Below are 14,698 nucleotides of genomic sequence, written 5' to 3'. Positions count from 1 at the left end.
GATATACTTTTAGTGAGAGAACCAATGAATAAAATAACTTGCTTATCAAAAAAGCTCAAAGAATTTTTTAATGAAAAAGCAGAGAAAATCTCAATTACAACAAGGTTTATAAAAAGAAAGAGAAAGCTAAAAGGTTCATCATTCGTAAAAGCCATGGTCTTGGGTAATATAGGAGTTGATAATTGTAGCGTAGAAACAATGTGTCAATTACTAAACGAGGACTCGATAGATATAACAAAACAAGGTTTGGATTTTAGATTTACTGAAGAAGCAGTGGAATTTATGAAAAGGATGTATAATGAATCTGTGATTCTCTTTAAAAATATCTTGCAAGTTGATTGCAAAATCTTACAGCAATTTAATAGTGTTAAATTATTGGACAGTAGCTATATTACTCTACCTAACAGTATGGAAGAGATGTATAAAGGTTATGGTACTAGCTACAGTGGCTATGAAAGCAATACTAAGTCTGGAATAAAGTTACAATTAGTTTTCGACTACATGAATCAGATAATAGACCAACTTAATTTAACGGAGGGGGTAAGATCAGACCAGGGATATAGGAAACATTTAAGTAATATATTAAGCAATGATTTGCTAATATCTGATCTCGGTTATTTTGTGCCAAGTTCTTTTAAACAAATCAATGAAATAGGAGCTTATTTCATAAGTCGTTATAAATCCGATACCAACATATATGATGTAGAAACAAATCAAAAAATGGAGTTATTAGAATGTTTAGAGGATAAGTTATTTTTAGAAAACGAGGTATTGTTAGGAAAAGAAGCAAAAATTAGAGTAAGAATTATATGTCAGAAACTAACTGAAGAACAGTCTATGGCCAGAAGAAGGAAAGCTAATAGATTAGCAAGATCGCAGGGATATACATCCTCTAAAAGAAATCAAAAATTGTTGAACTGGTCAATATTTATAACTAATGTTTCAGAAAATAAAATTAGTGCTGAGCAAGTATTAACGATTTACAGAGTAAGGTGGCAAATTGAGTTATTATTTAAATTGTATAAAAGCCATATCAGGCTTGATAAGCTAAAAGGAAAGCCATGCAGAGTATTATGTGAACTATATGCTAAATTGTGCGCAATTCTTATATTTCACGGCATAGTTGGTTGCACAGAAGTGAAAAAGAATACAGAACTTAGCTTAACAAAGGCATTTATTGAGCTAAAAAGGCGGGTTAGAGAGTTATTTTTAGTATTAACCAAAATTAATAGTTTAAAAGCATTTCTTAAAAAACTCACTATAACTTGGTCGCGATTTTCATTAAAAGACAAACGTAGAAGGGCTAGAGTATCCACTTTAACCTCTCTAAATTTGCTCACAATCTCTTAACTTGACGCGTATGGATGGAGTAGCATTGATAACAGAGGAAGATGATGAAGCATTAGAAGAACAGCTGGAGGGCATAAATCAGGAATTAGAACTTGAACGTTTACAAAATGCTTCCTTAAAAGAAGAAAATAGAGAATTACGATCTGCAATTGAAGGACTTGAAAAGAGTTATAAGGGACTTACAGAAGATGCAGGCGAACGAGAAGAGGAACTAACCAAATACAAACAAGATAAAAAAGCAATGCAGGATAAAGTTGATGAACAACAGAAAACTATATTTGATCAATACATGATAATAAGAGAGCAAGGAGAAGAAATTGAAGCTACTAGGAAAGATAATGAAAGTCTGCAAGCACAAATAATAGAACTTAAGAGTAGGTTAAAGGACAAGGAGGATAAATTAATTGAATTGAATCAACAATGGCAAGCTAGCAAATTAGTGGCTTTACTTAAATCACAGACTGATAAATTGTGTCAGGCTAAAGACAAAAATACTGAATTAGAAAATAAAGTCAGTGACTTAGGTCATGAAAACAAAGCTCTACGATTAAGTGTGAATACATTGACTGCTCAATTGGGTGAAATGGAGAACTTGGGGAAGCAATTACAAAGTGTTCAAGAATCTAAACAACAATTGGAGATTGATTTAGAAGGTCAATTGAAAGCTGACACTAAGAAACTACAGGAAGCAAAAGAAGGTCAATTGGCTAAAAAGGCAGGTGCAGTGAGTACAGTATCTACTGCAAAATCAACTCTTTCAAAATTACGAAACTTGCCCAATAAGCTTTCTAGGGATAAGGGTCTCAATAACTTTTTATCTGGGAAAAACGAGGAGTTAAAAAAAGGTTTTCCTGAATTTAAAGAGAAACACTTTTGCCATAACGTGCTTAATGAAACTATAAAGTCTCTATCAAATCAAGATGATGGCAAATTTGAAAGCAGTAAGCTGCTTGAATTATTAGAAAGTAATTTGAAACAATCCGCAAGGGAGATCATAGAAGCTAAGGTTAAAGAAGTTGTCAACGAACATTGTAACATTGGAAAAAATATGGGTAAAGAACTACGAGATGACACGTTAAAAGCCAAGTTGTCACCTTCTGTTAGAAAATGCGTAAAAAAATTAGAATTTAACAAACAAGAAGGGGTAAATAAGATTGTAGACTCTATCTTGCACAGCTTTAATAGCAAGAATAATAATAATAACGACTCAGGAGAATTGCTTAAAGAAATTGTTACAGGAAAATTAACAGAGGCTAAAATGAAATGTTTTTCAAATAAGATTCAAGAGTTACAACTGGCATTAAGCATAAGAGATAAATTTTTATCTCCAGATCAGGGAATGTGTAATCAAACTCAAGGAGGAGTAAACGAATATCAATTAACAGAAAAAGCTAAAAAAGAACATATACCTAATTCCTCTATGAGTTCCCCTAATATTGCAAGCATACATTCATTGAACAGTCAGAAAGCAGTTAGAATAGGCTCTTAGCATAAAGCACCAGCTCCTCTTTTGTTAAAGTGTAGGAGCTATCTTCCCAATGTTGTTTTAGCAATTCCAAGTTTCTACCTAAACTTTTTCCTGGCTGGTGACCTATACTTATTAAATCATCGCCAGATAAAGGAAATTTTGGAATATTGAATGTGTTAGCAAATGAAATGTATTCATCAACATTTTCTCCAGACTCAACACCACAAATTTTCACTAAATCACAATATAATTCTCTACCAAATAAAGATATGTATTTTTTTTGCTCTTTTTCTGAGAGTTCTGTTTTGATATCGTTGGATAGTAAAAATAGCAGCTTTTTCTTTTGCTTGTTCGAAAGACGTAAAAATTTGCTTACATATTCTCCAAGACTTAGCCTGTCATTTTTTTTAGTAGTCCTAAGGAGTAACGCTAATTTTACTAGTGCATCAGTGCCCAAAAGAAGTGGCGAAGACAGAATTTTGCATTTTACTTCTTTTGGGATAATCTTTTGCAAAACATCAGATTCTTGCATGCTCTTAAGTGTTGGAAAAGGATCATTGCACTCCAGCAATTTAAGTATTTCATCTCTTATTCTCTCTCCAGAGAGGTTTTGAATCATATGCGAATGCTTTTTGCATACGTTTAGTATTTCATCACTCAAATCTCCGACACATATTTTTGCATGAAAACGAAATGCTCTTAAAATACGTAGATAGTCTTCTTTAATTCTATCTTCAGCGTTGCCTATAAAGTTTAACCTTCGCGCTTTTAAGTCCTCTATACCACCAAAGTAGTCATATATATGGCCATGCTTATCTGCATACAGAGCATTAAATGTAAAGTCGCGCCTTGAAGCATCCGCTTGCCAATTATTGGTAAATTCTACTTTTGCATGCCTACCATCACATTTCACATCATGCCTTAGTGTTGTGATCTCAAAAGATCTTTGATTTAGAACCGCAGTGATAGTTCCATGTTTTAAGCCAGTTGGAATAGTTTTTATATTACGGAGTTTTAGCGCTTTAATCGTTTGATTGGGAAGCAAATTAGTAGCTAAATCGATGTCGTGGACATCACGCTGCAAAATTGAGTCTCTCACACACCCGCCGACAAGCCTAGCCTCACCACCAAATTCCTCTATGGCATCAATAATTAAACTAGTCTCATGGTCAACTTGCATTTAGGTTAGTACGTACTGCAAGTTCATATTATATGAAATGCTTGCAAAAGCCCTATATAAAAATATACAGGGCTATTAAGATTTTACAAGTTGTGGTGCTCGTTGTTGATGAAATGGTTCTGCCATCGATTCCGTACCACATCTTAGTAAACTTGAAGGGTTTTGCTGCTCTATGTGCTGCTTTATATCACTAACGCACTGCCCTACAACATCACCAATTTTTCCATCAGCATTTTCTGCCAATAACTTATCAAATCCCTTTTCAACCTCTGCTCTCTCAGAGATATCCTTTGAAAGGTTACAATATTCTAAGATCTCGTCTAGCTGCAGTTTTTTTGCTAATAGGAAATCTTCTTGTTCTTGCTCTTGTTTAAGTTTGGTTTCCTCTTGCAGTTGTTTTGCTAAACTTTTATTTCTATCAAGCAATGGTTCGAAATGCAATCCGCCTTTGTTTATTATATGCACAATACTACTATCATCATAATCAACTTTATTGTATTCACCTGCACTTTTTGAACCTGAATTGTCTATTAATTCATGCAAAGACAGATCTTGGTTATTAACAGTCTGGTTCTCTATAAGATGTAGCTTTACCTTATACTTTTCACAAAGTATTCTGCCTTCAACGTCAGGATCACCCCACCTACTGTTACGCATAATGTCTGCTGTATAATCATCTACAGTTTCACTACGGTGCTGGCCATTGTTATCATGACTATTGACAATTGCATTTGTAAACCACTTTGGTGGATTCTTTTGCGCAAATTCCCTACAATCATTTCTTAATTTTTCGGCAGTAACTTGCTCTCCTGTCTGTTGTTCTAGACTTTGCCTGAACGAGTCAAAAAAACAGCTTCCATTACCAATTGCTTGTCCTACATAGAAATTGTCAGGGTAAGGGTTACTATTTAAAAGAGTTATTTCTTGCCCTGAGATCCTGGGCCTTTTTATTCCAACCTCAACATCATGAAAGTCACTTGGTAGTTTCCGTTTCTTAGCTGTAGTCATAGTTTTACCTTAATTTAAGCTATATATTACTATACCAACAAAATTGTCAATAAGCGACTAATTAAGTATAGCAGAAATTTTTAAATTATGCAATAGTTATAATTTTACATAGCAAATATGAGTTTTAACTGCGGTATAGTTGGGTTACCAAACATAGGAAAATCAACCTTATTTAATGCGCTTACAGAGTCAAGTGCAGCCGAAGCTGCAAATTATCCTTTTTGCACAATCGAGCCAAATATAGGCAAGATTTCGATAAAAGATCAACGTTTGAAACAAATCGCAGCAATTGCAGGCTCAGAGAAGGTAATCTACAACCAATTAGAAGTTGTAGATATTGCAGGTCTGGTAAAGGGTGCGAGTAAAGGCGAAGGGCTCGGCAATAAATTTTTAAGCCATATCAGAGAAGTTGATGCCATCGTTCATCTGCTCAGGTGCTTTACGGATGACGATATCAGCCATATACACAGTAAAATAGATCCAATATCAGATGCTGAAGTGGTAGAAATGGAATTAATCCTAGCTGATATTGATAGCATAGAAAAAAGGCTTCCTCAATTGGAAAAGAAAGCAAAGCAAGGTGATAAAGAGCTAAAGAGACAACTTGAATTAATGCAAGAGGTATTAGCTACTTTAAAATTAGGTAAACCTGCAAGAAGTTTGGAGAATATTGATGGAGATGAGATGAAGTTGCTTCAATTGCTGACAACAAAGCCCGTTATGTACGTTTGCAATGTTGAAGATACAAATGTTATAACTGGCAATGAATTATCTAAAAAGGTAGAGAGAATGGCAGAGGAAAATAAAAGCAAATTTTATTGCATTTCAGCAAAACTCGAAGCAGATATTGCAAATCTTGATAGTGAAGAGGAAAAACAGAGTTTTTTATCAGAATTTGGCTTACAAGAATCAGGGCTTGATGGAGTAGCGCGTATTATGTATGAAGTGCTGAGTATGATAACTTTCTTTACTGTAGGGCCAAAAGAAGCACGAGCTTGGCCAGTAAAAATAGGGTCAACAGCCGATAAAGCAGCAGGTGTAATCCACACTGATTTTGAGAAAGGCTTTATAAAAGCAGAAACGATAGGCTTTGCAGACTACATAAAGTATGGAAGTGAACCGGCTTGTAAAGACGCAGGAAAAATTCGCTTTGAAGGCAGAGATTACATCGTGCAAGATGGTGATATAATGCACTTTAGGTTTAATGTGTAGTTTATTATGCAGCCACTTATTTAAAGTTAAGTTTTCTGGATCCCAGTGTCTGGGCACTGGGATGACATCCTCCCTAGCGGAGATTGCTCTCAAATCACAATGTTCGTACAGTAAGCACTGACCACTTTGCTTCAATATTTGCGATGCCCCTGAACAGATACAAAAAATCTATTGTTTTTTTATAAATTAAATCCTAAGGCATTTTTTACTGTAGATTAATCATTTGATTATAGTATCATTTTAATTAAGCTTATGCTTGGGATATTTATGAAGAATATTTTATATTTTATATTATTAGCTGTCGTATTCGGATCACCCATCCTGTTTGCCGTAGAGCAGCTTGAAGAAAAGAAAATTGAATCAGTTCATAAAAACGAAAATGTAGGTGTAAGGAAGCAAGATAGCACAAATCAAAAAGATGAGTTGAAAAGCAACGTCGATGCTAAACAAACACAAGAGGCTGAGAGCAAAAGATTAGACGGCACTACCGATAAAGAGAAACTGCAACACAACGAGAACAAAGCTTTCGTGGTTGAAAAAACTATAAGTGAAGGTGAAAGGATTGATAAAGATTTGCCAAATGACCAGCTAGAAGGAAGCACAGACAAATTTGCTCAAAATTTACCAAATGTGGCCAATAAAGAAGTGAATAAAGATTTGAAACCAGAGCCTTTGCCTTTAAGTGCTGATTTAAATGAGAATACAGCTAACCCGCAAAAAAATCTACAAGCTGATCAGAAGATTGATATAAAAGATAATGAACTTTCAAAAAGTGATGCGAGTCAATTATTAGAGGAAAAAAAAGAAAAAGTAGAGAGTCAGTTTGAAGAAAAAAAAGTGAAAGAAACAAACAGTAATTCCAAGGACCGCAATAGAGTAAAACCTATAACTAAAAAAGATGAAAGTGAAAAGAAAAATTTACAAAAATGGACAAAGCTAAACAGAGAACCAATAAAAGAATGGGGTCATAAAGACATACAAAGCAAGTCAATATATAAACGACAATATGATAGCCTTAATGAGCATCTTCCTACAACTGTGTTTATTGATGATTACAGTAAGCAATTTTTTTACTGCATTAAGAAGAACAACTTAACTTGCTTAAGAGGAGTAATAAGTAAGCTAGAAAAAATTGGATTAACAATTCAAGAGATACTAAGGTTTAGAAATAAATTGGATGATACTCCTCTCATTTATTCAGTTAAACAAGGTGAGGTAGACATAGTGCGCTTTCTCTTATTACAAGGTGCTGATCTTAGAGTAGTTAACAATAATTTTCAATCCCCAATTGATATAGCAATCGAAAAAAAGCAGATCAATATAATAAATGCGATTGCCGAAATGATGCCACACCTTTTGGAGGATAGAAAAATAGACAATAAAGAAAGCTCAGCAATGTACGATTGGGCTGTGAAAACGAAAGAAAACAATGAGTCGCAGTGTGATAAGCAAGATGATTAGATTTTTGATATTAATTTTAGTTGGTCATTTATGTTATGGAAACGAAACAAATGATGAAAAAAATCAGATTAGTGATTTTTTAAAAGCTCTGCATGATGTAAAATACGTATCTTACAGTAAAAAAGACTTTGCTGAATTTTTGGTGCAGTGCCACAAAGAGGGCGTGCCAGAAGATTTTAAGAAAGGTTTTGGTTCTAACTTAAATGGAGCTAATTTTAACCAACTGTACCTAAGTAAATCTGTTTTTGATGGAGTAAGTCTGATTGGTGCCGATTTTTCTAACACCGATTTATCCGATGTGTCTTTCATTGATGTTGATTTACGTGGTGCTAATTTTTCCAATGCTAATTTACATGGCATTAAAATAAAAGGTACAAATTTGAGTTTTACAAAATTTGTTTCTGCAAACTTAACAGATATCGTATTTGATCAGTCTAATGTTAGTTATGCTGATTTTATCAGTTCCGATCTCAAAAAAGTAAGTATGCACAACGTAATTGGTTTGCATACTAATTTCTCGAATGTGAAAATGAATTTCTCCAACTTATCAAACTCAAATGTTAGCCACGTAAATTTTAGTGATAGTGAAATAAACGATACTGTTATGCAGAAAAACAACCTTGATAATGCAAGTTTCTTTGGAGTGGATGCATATAAATTAAAGATACAATTTTCTTCATTAAAAAATGCTAACATATATGGTGCAGAGTTAAAAGAATCAGACTTTACAGGTAGCAATCTTTCCGATGCCTGCCTTAATTCTTCTATCATAATTAACAGTAACTTCGACGAGGCTAATTTAAGCAACACACAAATTTCCTATGTGAATGACGATAATTCAAGTTTTGTTCAATCTATACTAAATGGTTCCAAGATAAAACATGCATATGTTTCTGAAGCAAATCTTCATGATGCTGATTTATCCAATATTGATTTTAGTTTTAGTGAACTGCATCAAGTTAATGTCTCTAATGCTGACATTCGTCACGGAAAGTTTCATAATACTAAAGTTGCAAATTCTAACATGAATGGCTCATTTTTTGACCATTCACTATTCACCTCTGCGAAGATAGAAGATTCAGACCTTTCTACAACTTCAATGTATAAGATAAAAATCCAAGACTCTCAAGTTTATAACAGTACACTTTCTCGCCATAATATTGATTCCAGTGAAATAGAAAATTCAACATTCTTTAATTTATTAGCTGATAATTCGAGCTGGTCCAATTTAAAAGTAACTAATTCAAATTTTATTGAAAGCGATTTCAGATCTTCTTTGCTTCACGCTAATGCCTTTAGGAAAACTAGCTTTTTTCTTAGCAATTTGAGTAATTCAACAATTAGTGATATGTCTTTTCTCTCTTCAAGCATATATAAAAGTTCAGTTGTTGATGCTCACTTAACAGGTTGCAAATTTGATAATTCAATTTTGATTGAAAATAAAGGACAGAAAAAACTTGCAGGTTCAGAAAATGCTATAACTTCGATTAAAGATTTGCAAGAGAAAATATCACAGGGTGAAAAATTTAATGTAAATTATTCTTACTTTGAATTTAAGAATATGAATTTAGAAAATGCCGATTTTTCTAATTCAACATTGAGTAGAGCAAAGTTTGTAAACGTTAATTTGAATAAGGCAAATTTTGAAAAGACCGATTTGCGCTATACTGTCTTTGATAACTCTTCTCTCATTGGCACCAACTTATCAAATTCTAATTTAGAAGGTTCTAGCTTTTTAAACTCTGATCCAAAAAGCACCATGTTAAAAAATGCAAAGAAAAATGACCGTAAAAAGTGAGGGCGTATTATTGGTTCTATCCTCCCCTTCTGGAGCTGGAAAAACTACTATATCAGCAAAATTACTTGAGCAATCAACTAATTTAGTTAGGTCTGTTTCTATGACTACACGCAAGCCTCGCCCCGGCGAAAGAAATGGAAAAGACTATTTTTTCGTTACCGAAGAAAAATTTCACGAGTTATGCAAAGCTGGCCAAATGCTTGAATACGCCAAAGTTTTTGAGAATTTTTATGGTATACCAAGAAATTTTATAGAGCAAAACTTAAGCAATGGAATAAGTGTTTTACTCAGCATAGACTGGCAAGGAGCATTTCACTTATTCAAGCTCATGAGAAAAAAAGTTGTGAGTGTTTTTATACTTCCCCCTTCAATGGAAGAGCTTAGGTTGCGTTTGCAAAAGCGTAATAGTGATGATGCAAGCGAAATAGAGCGCAGATTAGCCGAAGCTCAAAAAGAGATAAGCAAACGTGATAAATATGATTATGTAATAATCAATGATGATATTGATAAAAGTGTAGAAGAGATAAGCTCCATACTAAATAAAGAAAGACTTAAAAAACTAAAAGAAAAACCAAGTCTGGAAGACTGATAAAAACATCAATTTGGATATTTGCAGCTATAGTTTCTTATCCTATTTTAGCCAATAGCACATTTCACAGTTTAGCTATATTTATTATTTTTTAAGATTAAATGGTTAAAATAGTAGCAACTGTTCAAGTGAGGTTTAACTATGACGGCAAATTTTCTCACAGAAATTAATTTTCTGCCTTTCCACCTATACATATACAACGTTTAGCTCAATTTAAAAGTCAAACTTCTTGGTTGTTAGTTTAGTGCTGACAACTTAAATAGCTTTTAATATTGAGGTTTTAGTATGGGTATAGATATAACTGCACTAACTACTAATGCAGATAAATTAGGTGAATGCATAGATAAAAATAAAAAGCAAGAGCAGGATAGAAAAGACGAGCAATTGCACTGCACTATAGAGAGAAAGGTAAAAAAAGAAGAACACAAGCGTGAAAAATCAAGAGTTCAAGATGGAACCCTCAAGAAGTGTAAAAGGTTATTTGAAAAAGATGCTAGTCCTGAAGTATTAACTAAATTAGAAGAATCACTTAGAGAACAAGAAAAATATTATAGGTATTATGTCCAATGCTTCCTTCCAGTGCTAGATAAAGCAATAGAACGATCGAAAAAAATATCAAATGAAACAAAAGAGCGAGTAAAGCAAGCAATTTCAGAAATTACTTATAATAGCAAATATTGTAACCAAAATGATCGTAGGGACAGTGGAATTGAAAGTGACTACAGTAGCGATGCTGGTGATGATTATGAGAAACATTCAATCAGTAACCCTAATACAGCAAATGAAGATCAAGAAGTAGAGAAAAGCAACGGAACAACGCATAATAATGTTCAATTACTAAAAGCGATCAAAAATGGAAATAACAGGAAATTTAGAAAATATCTAAAAGATTGTACGGATATTAGCAGCATAAAAGATGAAAAAGGAAATAATATTTTACACCTTATCGTGTCATTGGAAAAGAAACAGAAATGCAAGTTTCTAGGTACCCTAATAAAAACGGTCACCAAGGAAGATCTAGCACAACTCATTAATAGTGAAAATCAGACCCCTTTTCAGGTAGCACTAATTAACAAGGTAACAAAAGAAAAACATGAGTCTAATACAATTCGAAGTAACGATAACACACTTAAGTTTCTTACAAAATTGTTAGAGCATGGAGCCAGCTCTGATAATTTAGAATTATCTACAGAAGAATTACAAAACTTAAAAGAGGAGCAAAAGACATACTATCGTAATTTCTTAGAAAAATTAGCAGAGTCAGTAAAGAAGTCTAAGTTAGACCAAAAGACAGAAAACTCGGTAGTAATTAAAATCGCGAAAATTACCGACGGTGGTTACCCATTACATAAAGCAGTTTCAGATAAAAATATAGATAGATTTAATGATTTGCTACAGAGAGGTGATGATATTACTACTAAAAATGCAGATGGTGATACGGTCTTACACTGTGCTGTGACATTAAAGAAAGAAGCAAAGTGTAACTTTACTCAGCTTATACTAGAAAAAAACAAAGAACTGGTAAATACTCGAAACAAACAGCAAACACCTCTTCACCGATTACTTCAGTATATAAAAAAAAAGAGCGGGAAACAATCATGTACAGGTAAAAATTTTGAAAAAACTAAAAGGTATGAAACCCTAGAACTATTGCTAAAAAATGGTGCAGATATTACTGTGCAAGATAAAGATGAAAAAAATGCTCTGCACTATATTGCTTCATTCAAAGGAGAACAAAAAGTTGCATGTTTGAAGTTGACTTTAGGTAAGGATGAATTTAGTAAGGCTATAAATGCTGTTAACGGGAAAGAGCAAACACCTCTTCATCAGTTGCTTCAGCATATAAAAGAAAAGAATGAGGATCGATCATGTACAGATAGAAAATTTGAAAAAACAAATAGATATAAAGCCTTAGAGTTATTTTTACAAAATGGTGGAGATATTACTGTGCAAGATAAAGATGAAAAAAATGCTCTGCACTATATTGCTTCATTCAAAGGAGAACAAAAAGTTACATGTTTAGAGTTGATTTTAAATTCGGTGGAAAAAGAGAAATTTAGTAAAGCTGCAAACGCCGCTAACGAAAAAGAACGCACACCACTACAAGTAGCGCTAATTACTAAGACGACAAAAGATAAACATAATTTGGTCAATCCTAAGAGCCGTGATAACACGATCAAGTTCTGTGTAAAATTATTGCAAAATGGTGTTGACCCAAAGCAGTTAATACTACCCGAAAGATTATGGAGCAAAGAGTATTATAAAACTATAAAAGGAATAGAGAAATCAATGGGTAGAGCGCTTATTCCAGATGATATGAGAACTGAACTGAAGTGCAACTTTGGCAGGAAGTTAAAAGCACGCGATATTGTGAAGTACATCAATAATGTTGCTTGTAAAGCAGTGACAACGCTTGTATTTGCTGCTTTAGCCTGTGCAGCAATATTCAGTGCTTCTCAAGGAATTATTACAATTGCAACTGCCTCATCTATTATAGCAGTTATTGGAGTTTGTTATCTTATTTACTTGAATTTAGAAAATATTTATGAAGGATTTGGAAAAATTAAAGGAAAGTTTACTGAAGAAAAGCAACTTACACTTCAAGATAACGCACCAAAAAATGATACACAATGCAATAACTCTGTTAAAGATATAGAAAATAAGTCCAACGATTTAGAAGAGCAAGAGGTGCAAAAATCATCAAATCAATCAGAGCATACTGAGAGTCCTCCAGACACTAAAATGAGTGCCATATCAATAAAACTCGTTGAAAAATTGTGTAGGGATAGTGTAACTAGTAAACCCTCTTCTCTGGCGCTATGAAATCAATCTCACCGCTCAGAGTTTTTTCAGCCACTTTTTTATAATCAATTTTTACGTTAATTTGCCCTTTCTTTTCTTCAAGCCACGCTATAGTGTGCTTCATCCAGTTTTTGTCATCACGTTCAGGAAAGTCTTCACGAGCATGGGCACCTCTGCTTTCCTCGCGATTAGCTGCGCATTCCATGGTAATAACCGCTTGTGGGATCATGTTAGCAAGCTCCAGTGCTTCAACTAAATCACTATTCCACATCATACTGCGATCCTCAAGTGAAATATCAGGCATCATTTTTGCTACCTTTTTTATAGCTTTTTTGCCTTCTTCTAAAACTTCAGCAACACGGAACACTGATGCGTACTTTTGCATAGTGTTCTGCATTTCGCTGCGTATTTTTGCTACTTTTAGCCCACCGGAGGCAAATCGCATTTTATTAAATCTATCTACTATCCAGTCTGTGCAGTCTGAATGCAATTTTTTATGTGGTGTACCGGATTTTAGTTTCTCTCTTGCTCTGAGCGCTGCAGCTCTACCAAAAACCACAAGATCAAGAAGCGAGTTAGAACCAAGTCGATTTGCACCGTGCACAGAAACACATGCAGCTTCTCCAATTGCAAATAGTCCATCTACCACTTCTTCCTTACCTTGCTTCAGCGTGATCACTTCTCCATAATAATTGGTTGGAATGCCACCCATGTTATAGTGAACAGTCGGAATGACCGGTATTGGATCTTTAGTGACATCAACTCCAGCAAAAGTTCTTGCGGTTTCGCTGATGCCCGGCAATCTGAGTTTTATTACTTCCGGATCAAGATGCGCTATAGTTAAATACATATGATCTTTTTTTGGTCCAACCCCCCTTCCCTCTCTAATTTCAATTGTTATTGCGCGACTTACCACATCACGGGAAGCTAAATCTCTTGCTTTTGGTGCGTAACGTTCCATAAACTTCTCGCCCTGAGAATTAACGAGGTACCCCCCTTCACCACGGCATCCTTCTGTCATCAGGCACCCTGAGCCATACATTCCTGTTGGATGAAATTGTACAAATTCCATATCTTCAAGTGGTAATCCAGCCCTTACTACCATGCCATTACCATCACCTGTGCAGGTATGCGCACTTGTTGCAGAGAAATAAACACGTCCATATCCACCTGTTGCTAACACCACTCTATGCGCACGAAATCTATGTAATGTGCCGTCGCATAGCGACCAAGCAAGAACTCCGCAGCATGCTCCGGTTTCGCTATCCATAATTAAATCAATCACAAAGTATTCAACAAAAAATTCAGCGTTGAATTTAAGACACTGCTGATATAGAGTGTGAAGGATTGCGTGCCCAGTCTTATCTGCTGCCGCACAAGTGCGCTGCGCTGATTTTCCTTTACCAAAGTGAGTTGTCATTCCACCAAAGGAACGCTGGTATATTTTGCCATCTTCTGTACGAGAAAAAGGTACGCCAAAATTTTCAAGTTCAATAACAGCTTTAGCAGCGTTTTTACACATATATTCTATTGCATCTTGATCACCAAGCCAGTCTGAACCTTTTATTGTGTCATATGCATGCCAGCGCCAATCGTCTTCACCGATATTACCTAAAGCTGCACTAATTCCGCCTTGTGCTGCAACTGTATGACTTCGTGTAGGGAAAATTTTAGAAATGCAGGCAACTGAAAAATTAGTTGCAGCCATCCCAAGCGTTGCTCTGAGCCCTGCTCCACCTGCACCTACTACTACCACGTCATACTCATGTTCTATGATCTCATACGCTGACTTATCCATATTTACTTATTTTATCATTACAGGCTTATGAT

The 14,698-nt window shown here is 34.6% G+C and carries 11 protein-coding genes; 8 read left to right on the top strand and 3 right to left on the bottom strand.

What is annotated here, in order from left to right; all coding sequences use genetic code 11:
- The first annotated feature begins 24 nt into the window (after window positions 1–24).
- The gene (locus OM961_RS03275; protein ID WP_264339146.1) at window positions 25–1,350 is read left to right on the top strand and encodes an IS4 family transposase; all 1,326 of its coding nucleotides are present in this window, start codon (window positions 25–27) and stop codon (window positions 1,348–1,350) included.
- A 10-nt stretch (window positions 1,351–1,360) separates the two neighbouring features.
- The gene (locus OM961_RS03270; protein WP_264339395.1) at window positions 1,361–2,839 is read left to right on the top strand and encodes a coiled-coil domain-containing protein; all 1,479 of its coding nucleotides are present in this window, start codon (window positions 1,361–1,363) and stop codon (window positions 2,837–2,839) included.
- Here the strand turns inward: OM961_RS03270 and OM961_RS03265 are convergent.
- Window positions 2,823–3,998: a CCA tRNA nucleotidyltransferase gene (locus OM961_RS03265; protein ID WP_264339394.1), complete on the bottom strand. Its 1,176-nt coding sequence runs from the start codon at window positions 3,996–3,998 to the stop codon at window positions 2,823–2,825. The genes OM961_RS03270 and OM961_RS03265 overlap by 17 nt on opposite strands.
- Window positions 3,999–4,073: 75 nt before the next feature.
- Window positions 4,074–5,006 carry an OTU domain-containing protein gene (locus OM961_RS03260; protein ID WP_264339393.1) on the bottom strand — a complete coding sequence of 311 codons (933 nt, stop codon included), beginning with the start codon at window positions 5,004–5,006 and terminating at the stop codon, window positions 4,074–4,076.
- Window positions 5,007–5,123: 117 nt separating this feature from the next.
- Here OM961_RS03260 and ychF point away from each other — a divergent pair, with 117 nt between their 5' ends.
- The 6 genes from ychF to OM961_RS03235 all read left to right on the top strand — a co-directional run bounded on the left by ychF (window position 5,124) and on the right by OM961_RS03235 (window position 12,889).
- Window positions 5,124–6,218: a redox-regulated ATPase YchF gene (ychF, locus tag OM961_RS03255; RefSeq protein WP_264339392.1), complete on the top strand. Its 1,095-nt coding sequence runs from the start codon at window positions 5,124–5,126 to the stop codon at window positions 6,216–6,218.
- Window positions 6,211–6,339: a hypothetical protein gene (locus tag OM961_RS07450; protein WP_410529689.1), complete on the top strand. Its 129-nt coding sequence runs from the start codon at window positions 6,211–6,213 to the stop codon at window positions 6,337–6,339. The genes ychF and OM961_RS07450 overlap by 8 nt, the downstream gene beginning before the upstream one ends.
- Before the next feature lie 146 nt (window positions 6,340–6,485).
- A complete protein-coding gene (locus OM961_RS03250; RefSeq protein WP_264339391.1) occupies window positions 6,486–7,679 on the top strand; it encodes an ankyrin repeat domain-containing protein in 1,194 nt (397 codons plus the stop codon).
- Entirely contained in the window at window positions 7,672–9,477 is a 1,806-nt protein-coding gene (locus OM961_RS03245; protein ID WP_264339593.1) for a pentapeptide repeat-containing protein, read from the top strand. Before OM961_RS03250 ends, OM961_RS03245 begins: the two co-directional genes overlap by 8 nt.
- The gene (gene gmk, locus OM961_RS03240) at window positions 9,461–10,066 is read left to right on the top strand and encodes a guanylate kinase (RefSeq protein ID WP_264339592.1); all 606 of its coding nucleotides are present in this window, start codon (window positions 9,461–9,463) and stop codon (window positions 10,064–10,066) included. Before OM961_RS03245 ends, gmk begins: the two co-directional genes overlap by 17 nt.
- Before the next feature lie 285 nt (window positions 10,067–10,351).
- Window positions 10,352–12,889: an ankyrin repeat domain-containing protein gene (locus OM961_RS03235; protein ID WP_264339390.1), complete on the top strand. Its 2,538-nt coding sequence runs from the start codon at window positions 10,352–10,354 to the stop codon at window positions 12,887–12,889.
- Here the strand turns inward: OM961_RS03235 and sdhA are convergent.
- Complete coding sequence (gene sdhA, locus OM961_RS03230; protein WP_264339389.1) at window positions 12,861–14,666, bottom strand: succinate dehydrogenase flavoprotein subunit; 1,806 nt, start codon at window positions 14,664–14,666, stop codon at window positions 12,861–12,863. The genes OM961_RS03235 and sdhA overlap by 29 nt on opposite strands.
- Window positions 14,667–14,698: the final 32 nt, after the last annotated feature.

It is taken from the genome of Wolbachia endosymbiont (group A) of Cydia splendana (genome assembly GCF_947179475.1).
In the GTDB taxonomy this organism is placed as follows: domain Bacteria; phylum Pseudomonadota; class Alphaproteobacteria; order Rickettsiales; family Anaplasmataceae; genus Wolbachia; species Wolbachia pipientis.
The sequence above is the reverse complement of the archived record's forward strand: the minus strand, read 5'-3'. Positions and strand labels throughout refer to the sequence as shown.

What these genes read in the sequence shown, in the direction of transcription:
- OM961_RS03275 (WP_264339146.1), top strand. Translation starts at nt 25, where the DNA reads ATGAATAAAATAACTTGCTTATCAAAAAAGCTCAAAGAATTTTTTAAT.
- OM961_RS03270 (WP_264339395.1), top strand. Translation starts at nt 1,361, where the DNA reads ATGGATGGAGTAGCATTGATAACAGAGGAAGATGATGAAGCATTAGAA.
- OM961_RS03265 (WP_264339394.1), bottom strand. Translation starts at nt 3,998, where the DNA reads ATGCAAGTTGACCATGAGACTAGTTTAATTATTGATGCCATAGAGGAA.
- OM961_RS03260 (WP_264339393.1), bottom strand. Translation starts at nt 5,006, where the DNA reads ATGACTACAGCTAAGAAACGGAAACTACCAAGTGACTTTCATGATGTT.
- ychF (WP_264339392.1), top strand. Translation starts at nt 5,124, where the DNA reads ATGAGTTTTAACTGCGGTATAGTTGGGTTACCAAACATAGGAAAATCA.
- OM961_RS07450 (WP_410529689.1), top strand. Translation starts at nt 6,211, where the DNA reads ATGTGTAGTTTATTATGCAGCCACTTATTTAAAGTTAAGTTTTCTGGA.
- OM961_RS03250 (WP_264339391.1), top strand. Translation starts at nt 6,486, where the DNA reads ATGAAGAATATTTTATATTTTATATTATTAGCTGTCGTATTCGGATCA.
- OM961_RS03245 (WP_264339593.1), top strand. Translation starts at nt 7,672, where the DNA reads ATGATTAGATTTTTGATATTAATTTTAGTTGGTCATTTATGTTATGGA.
- gmk (WP_264339592.1), top strand. Translation starts at nt 9,461, where the DNA reads ATGACCGTAAAAAGTGAGGGCGTATTATTGGTTCTATCCTCCCCTTCT.
- OM961_RS03235 (WP_264339390.1), top strand. Translation starts at nt 10,352, where the DNA reads ATGGGTATAGATATAACTGCACTAACTACTAATGCAGATAAATTAGGT.
- sdhA (WP_264339389.1), bottom strand. Translation starts at nt 14,666, where the DNA reads ATGGATAAGTCAGCGTATGAGATCATAGAACATGAGTATGACGTGGTA.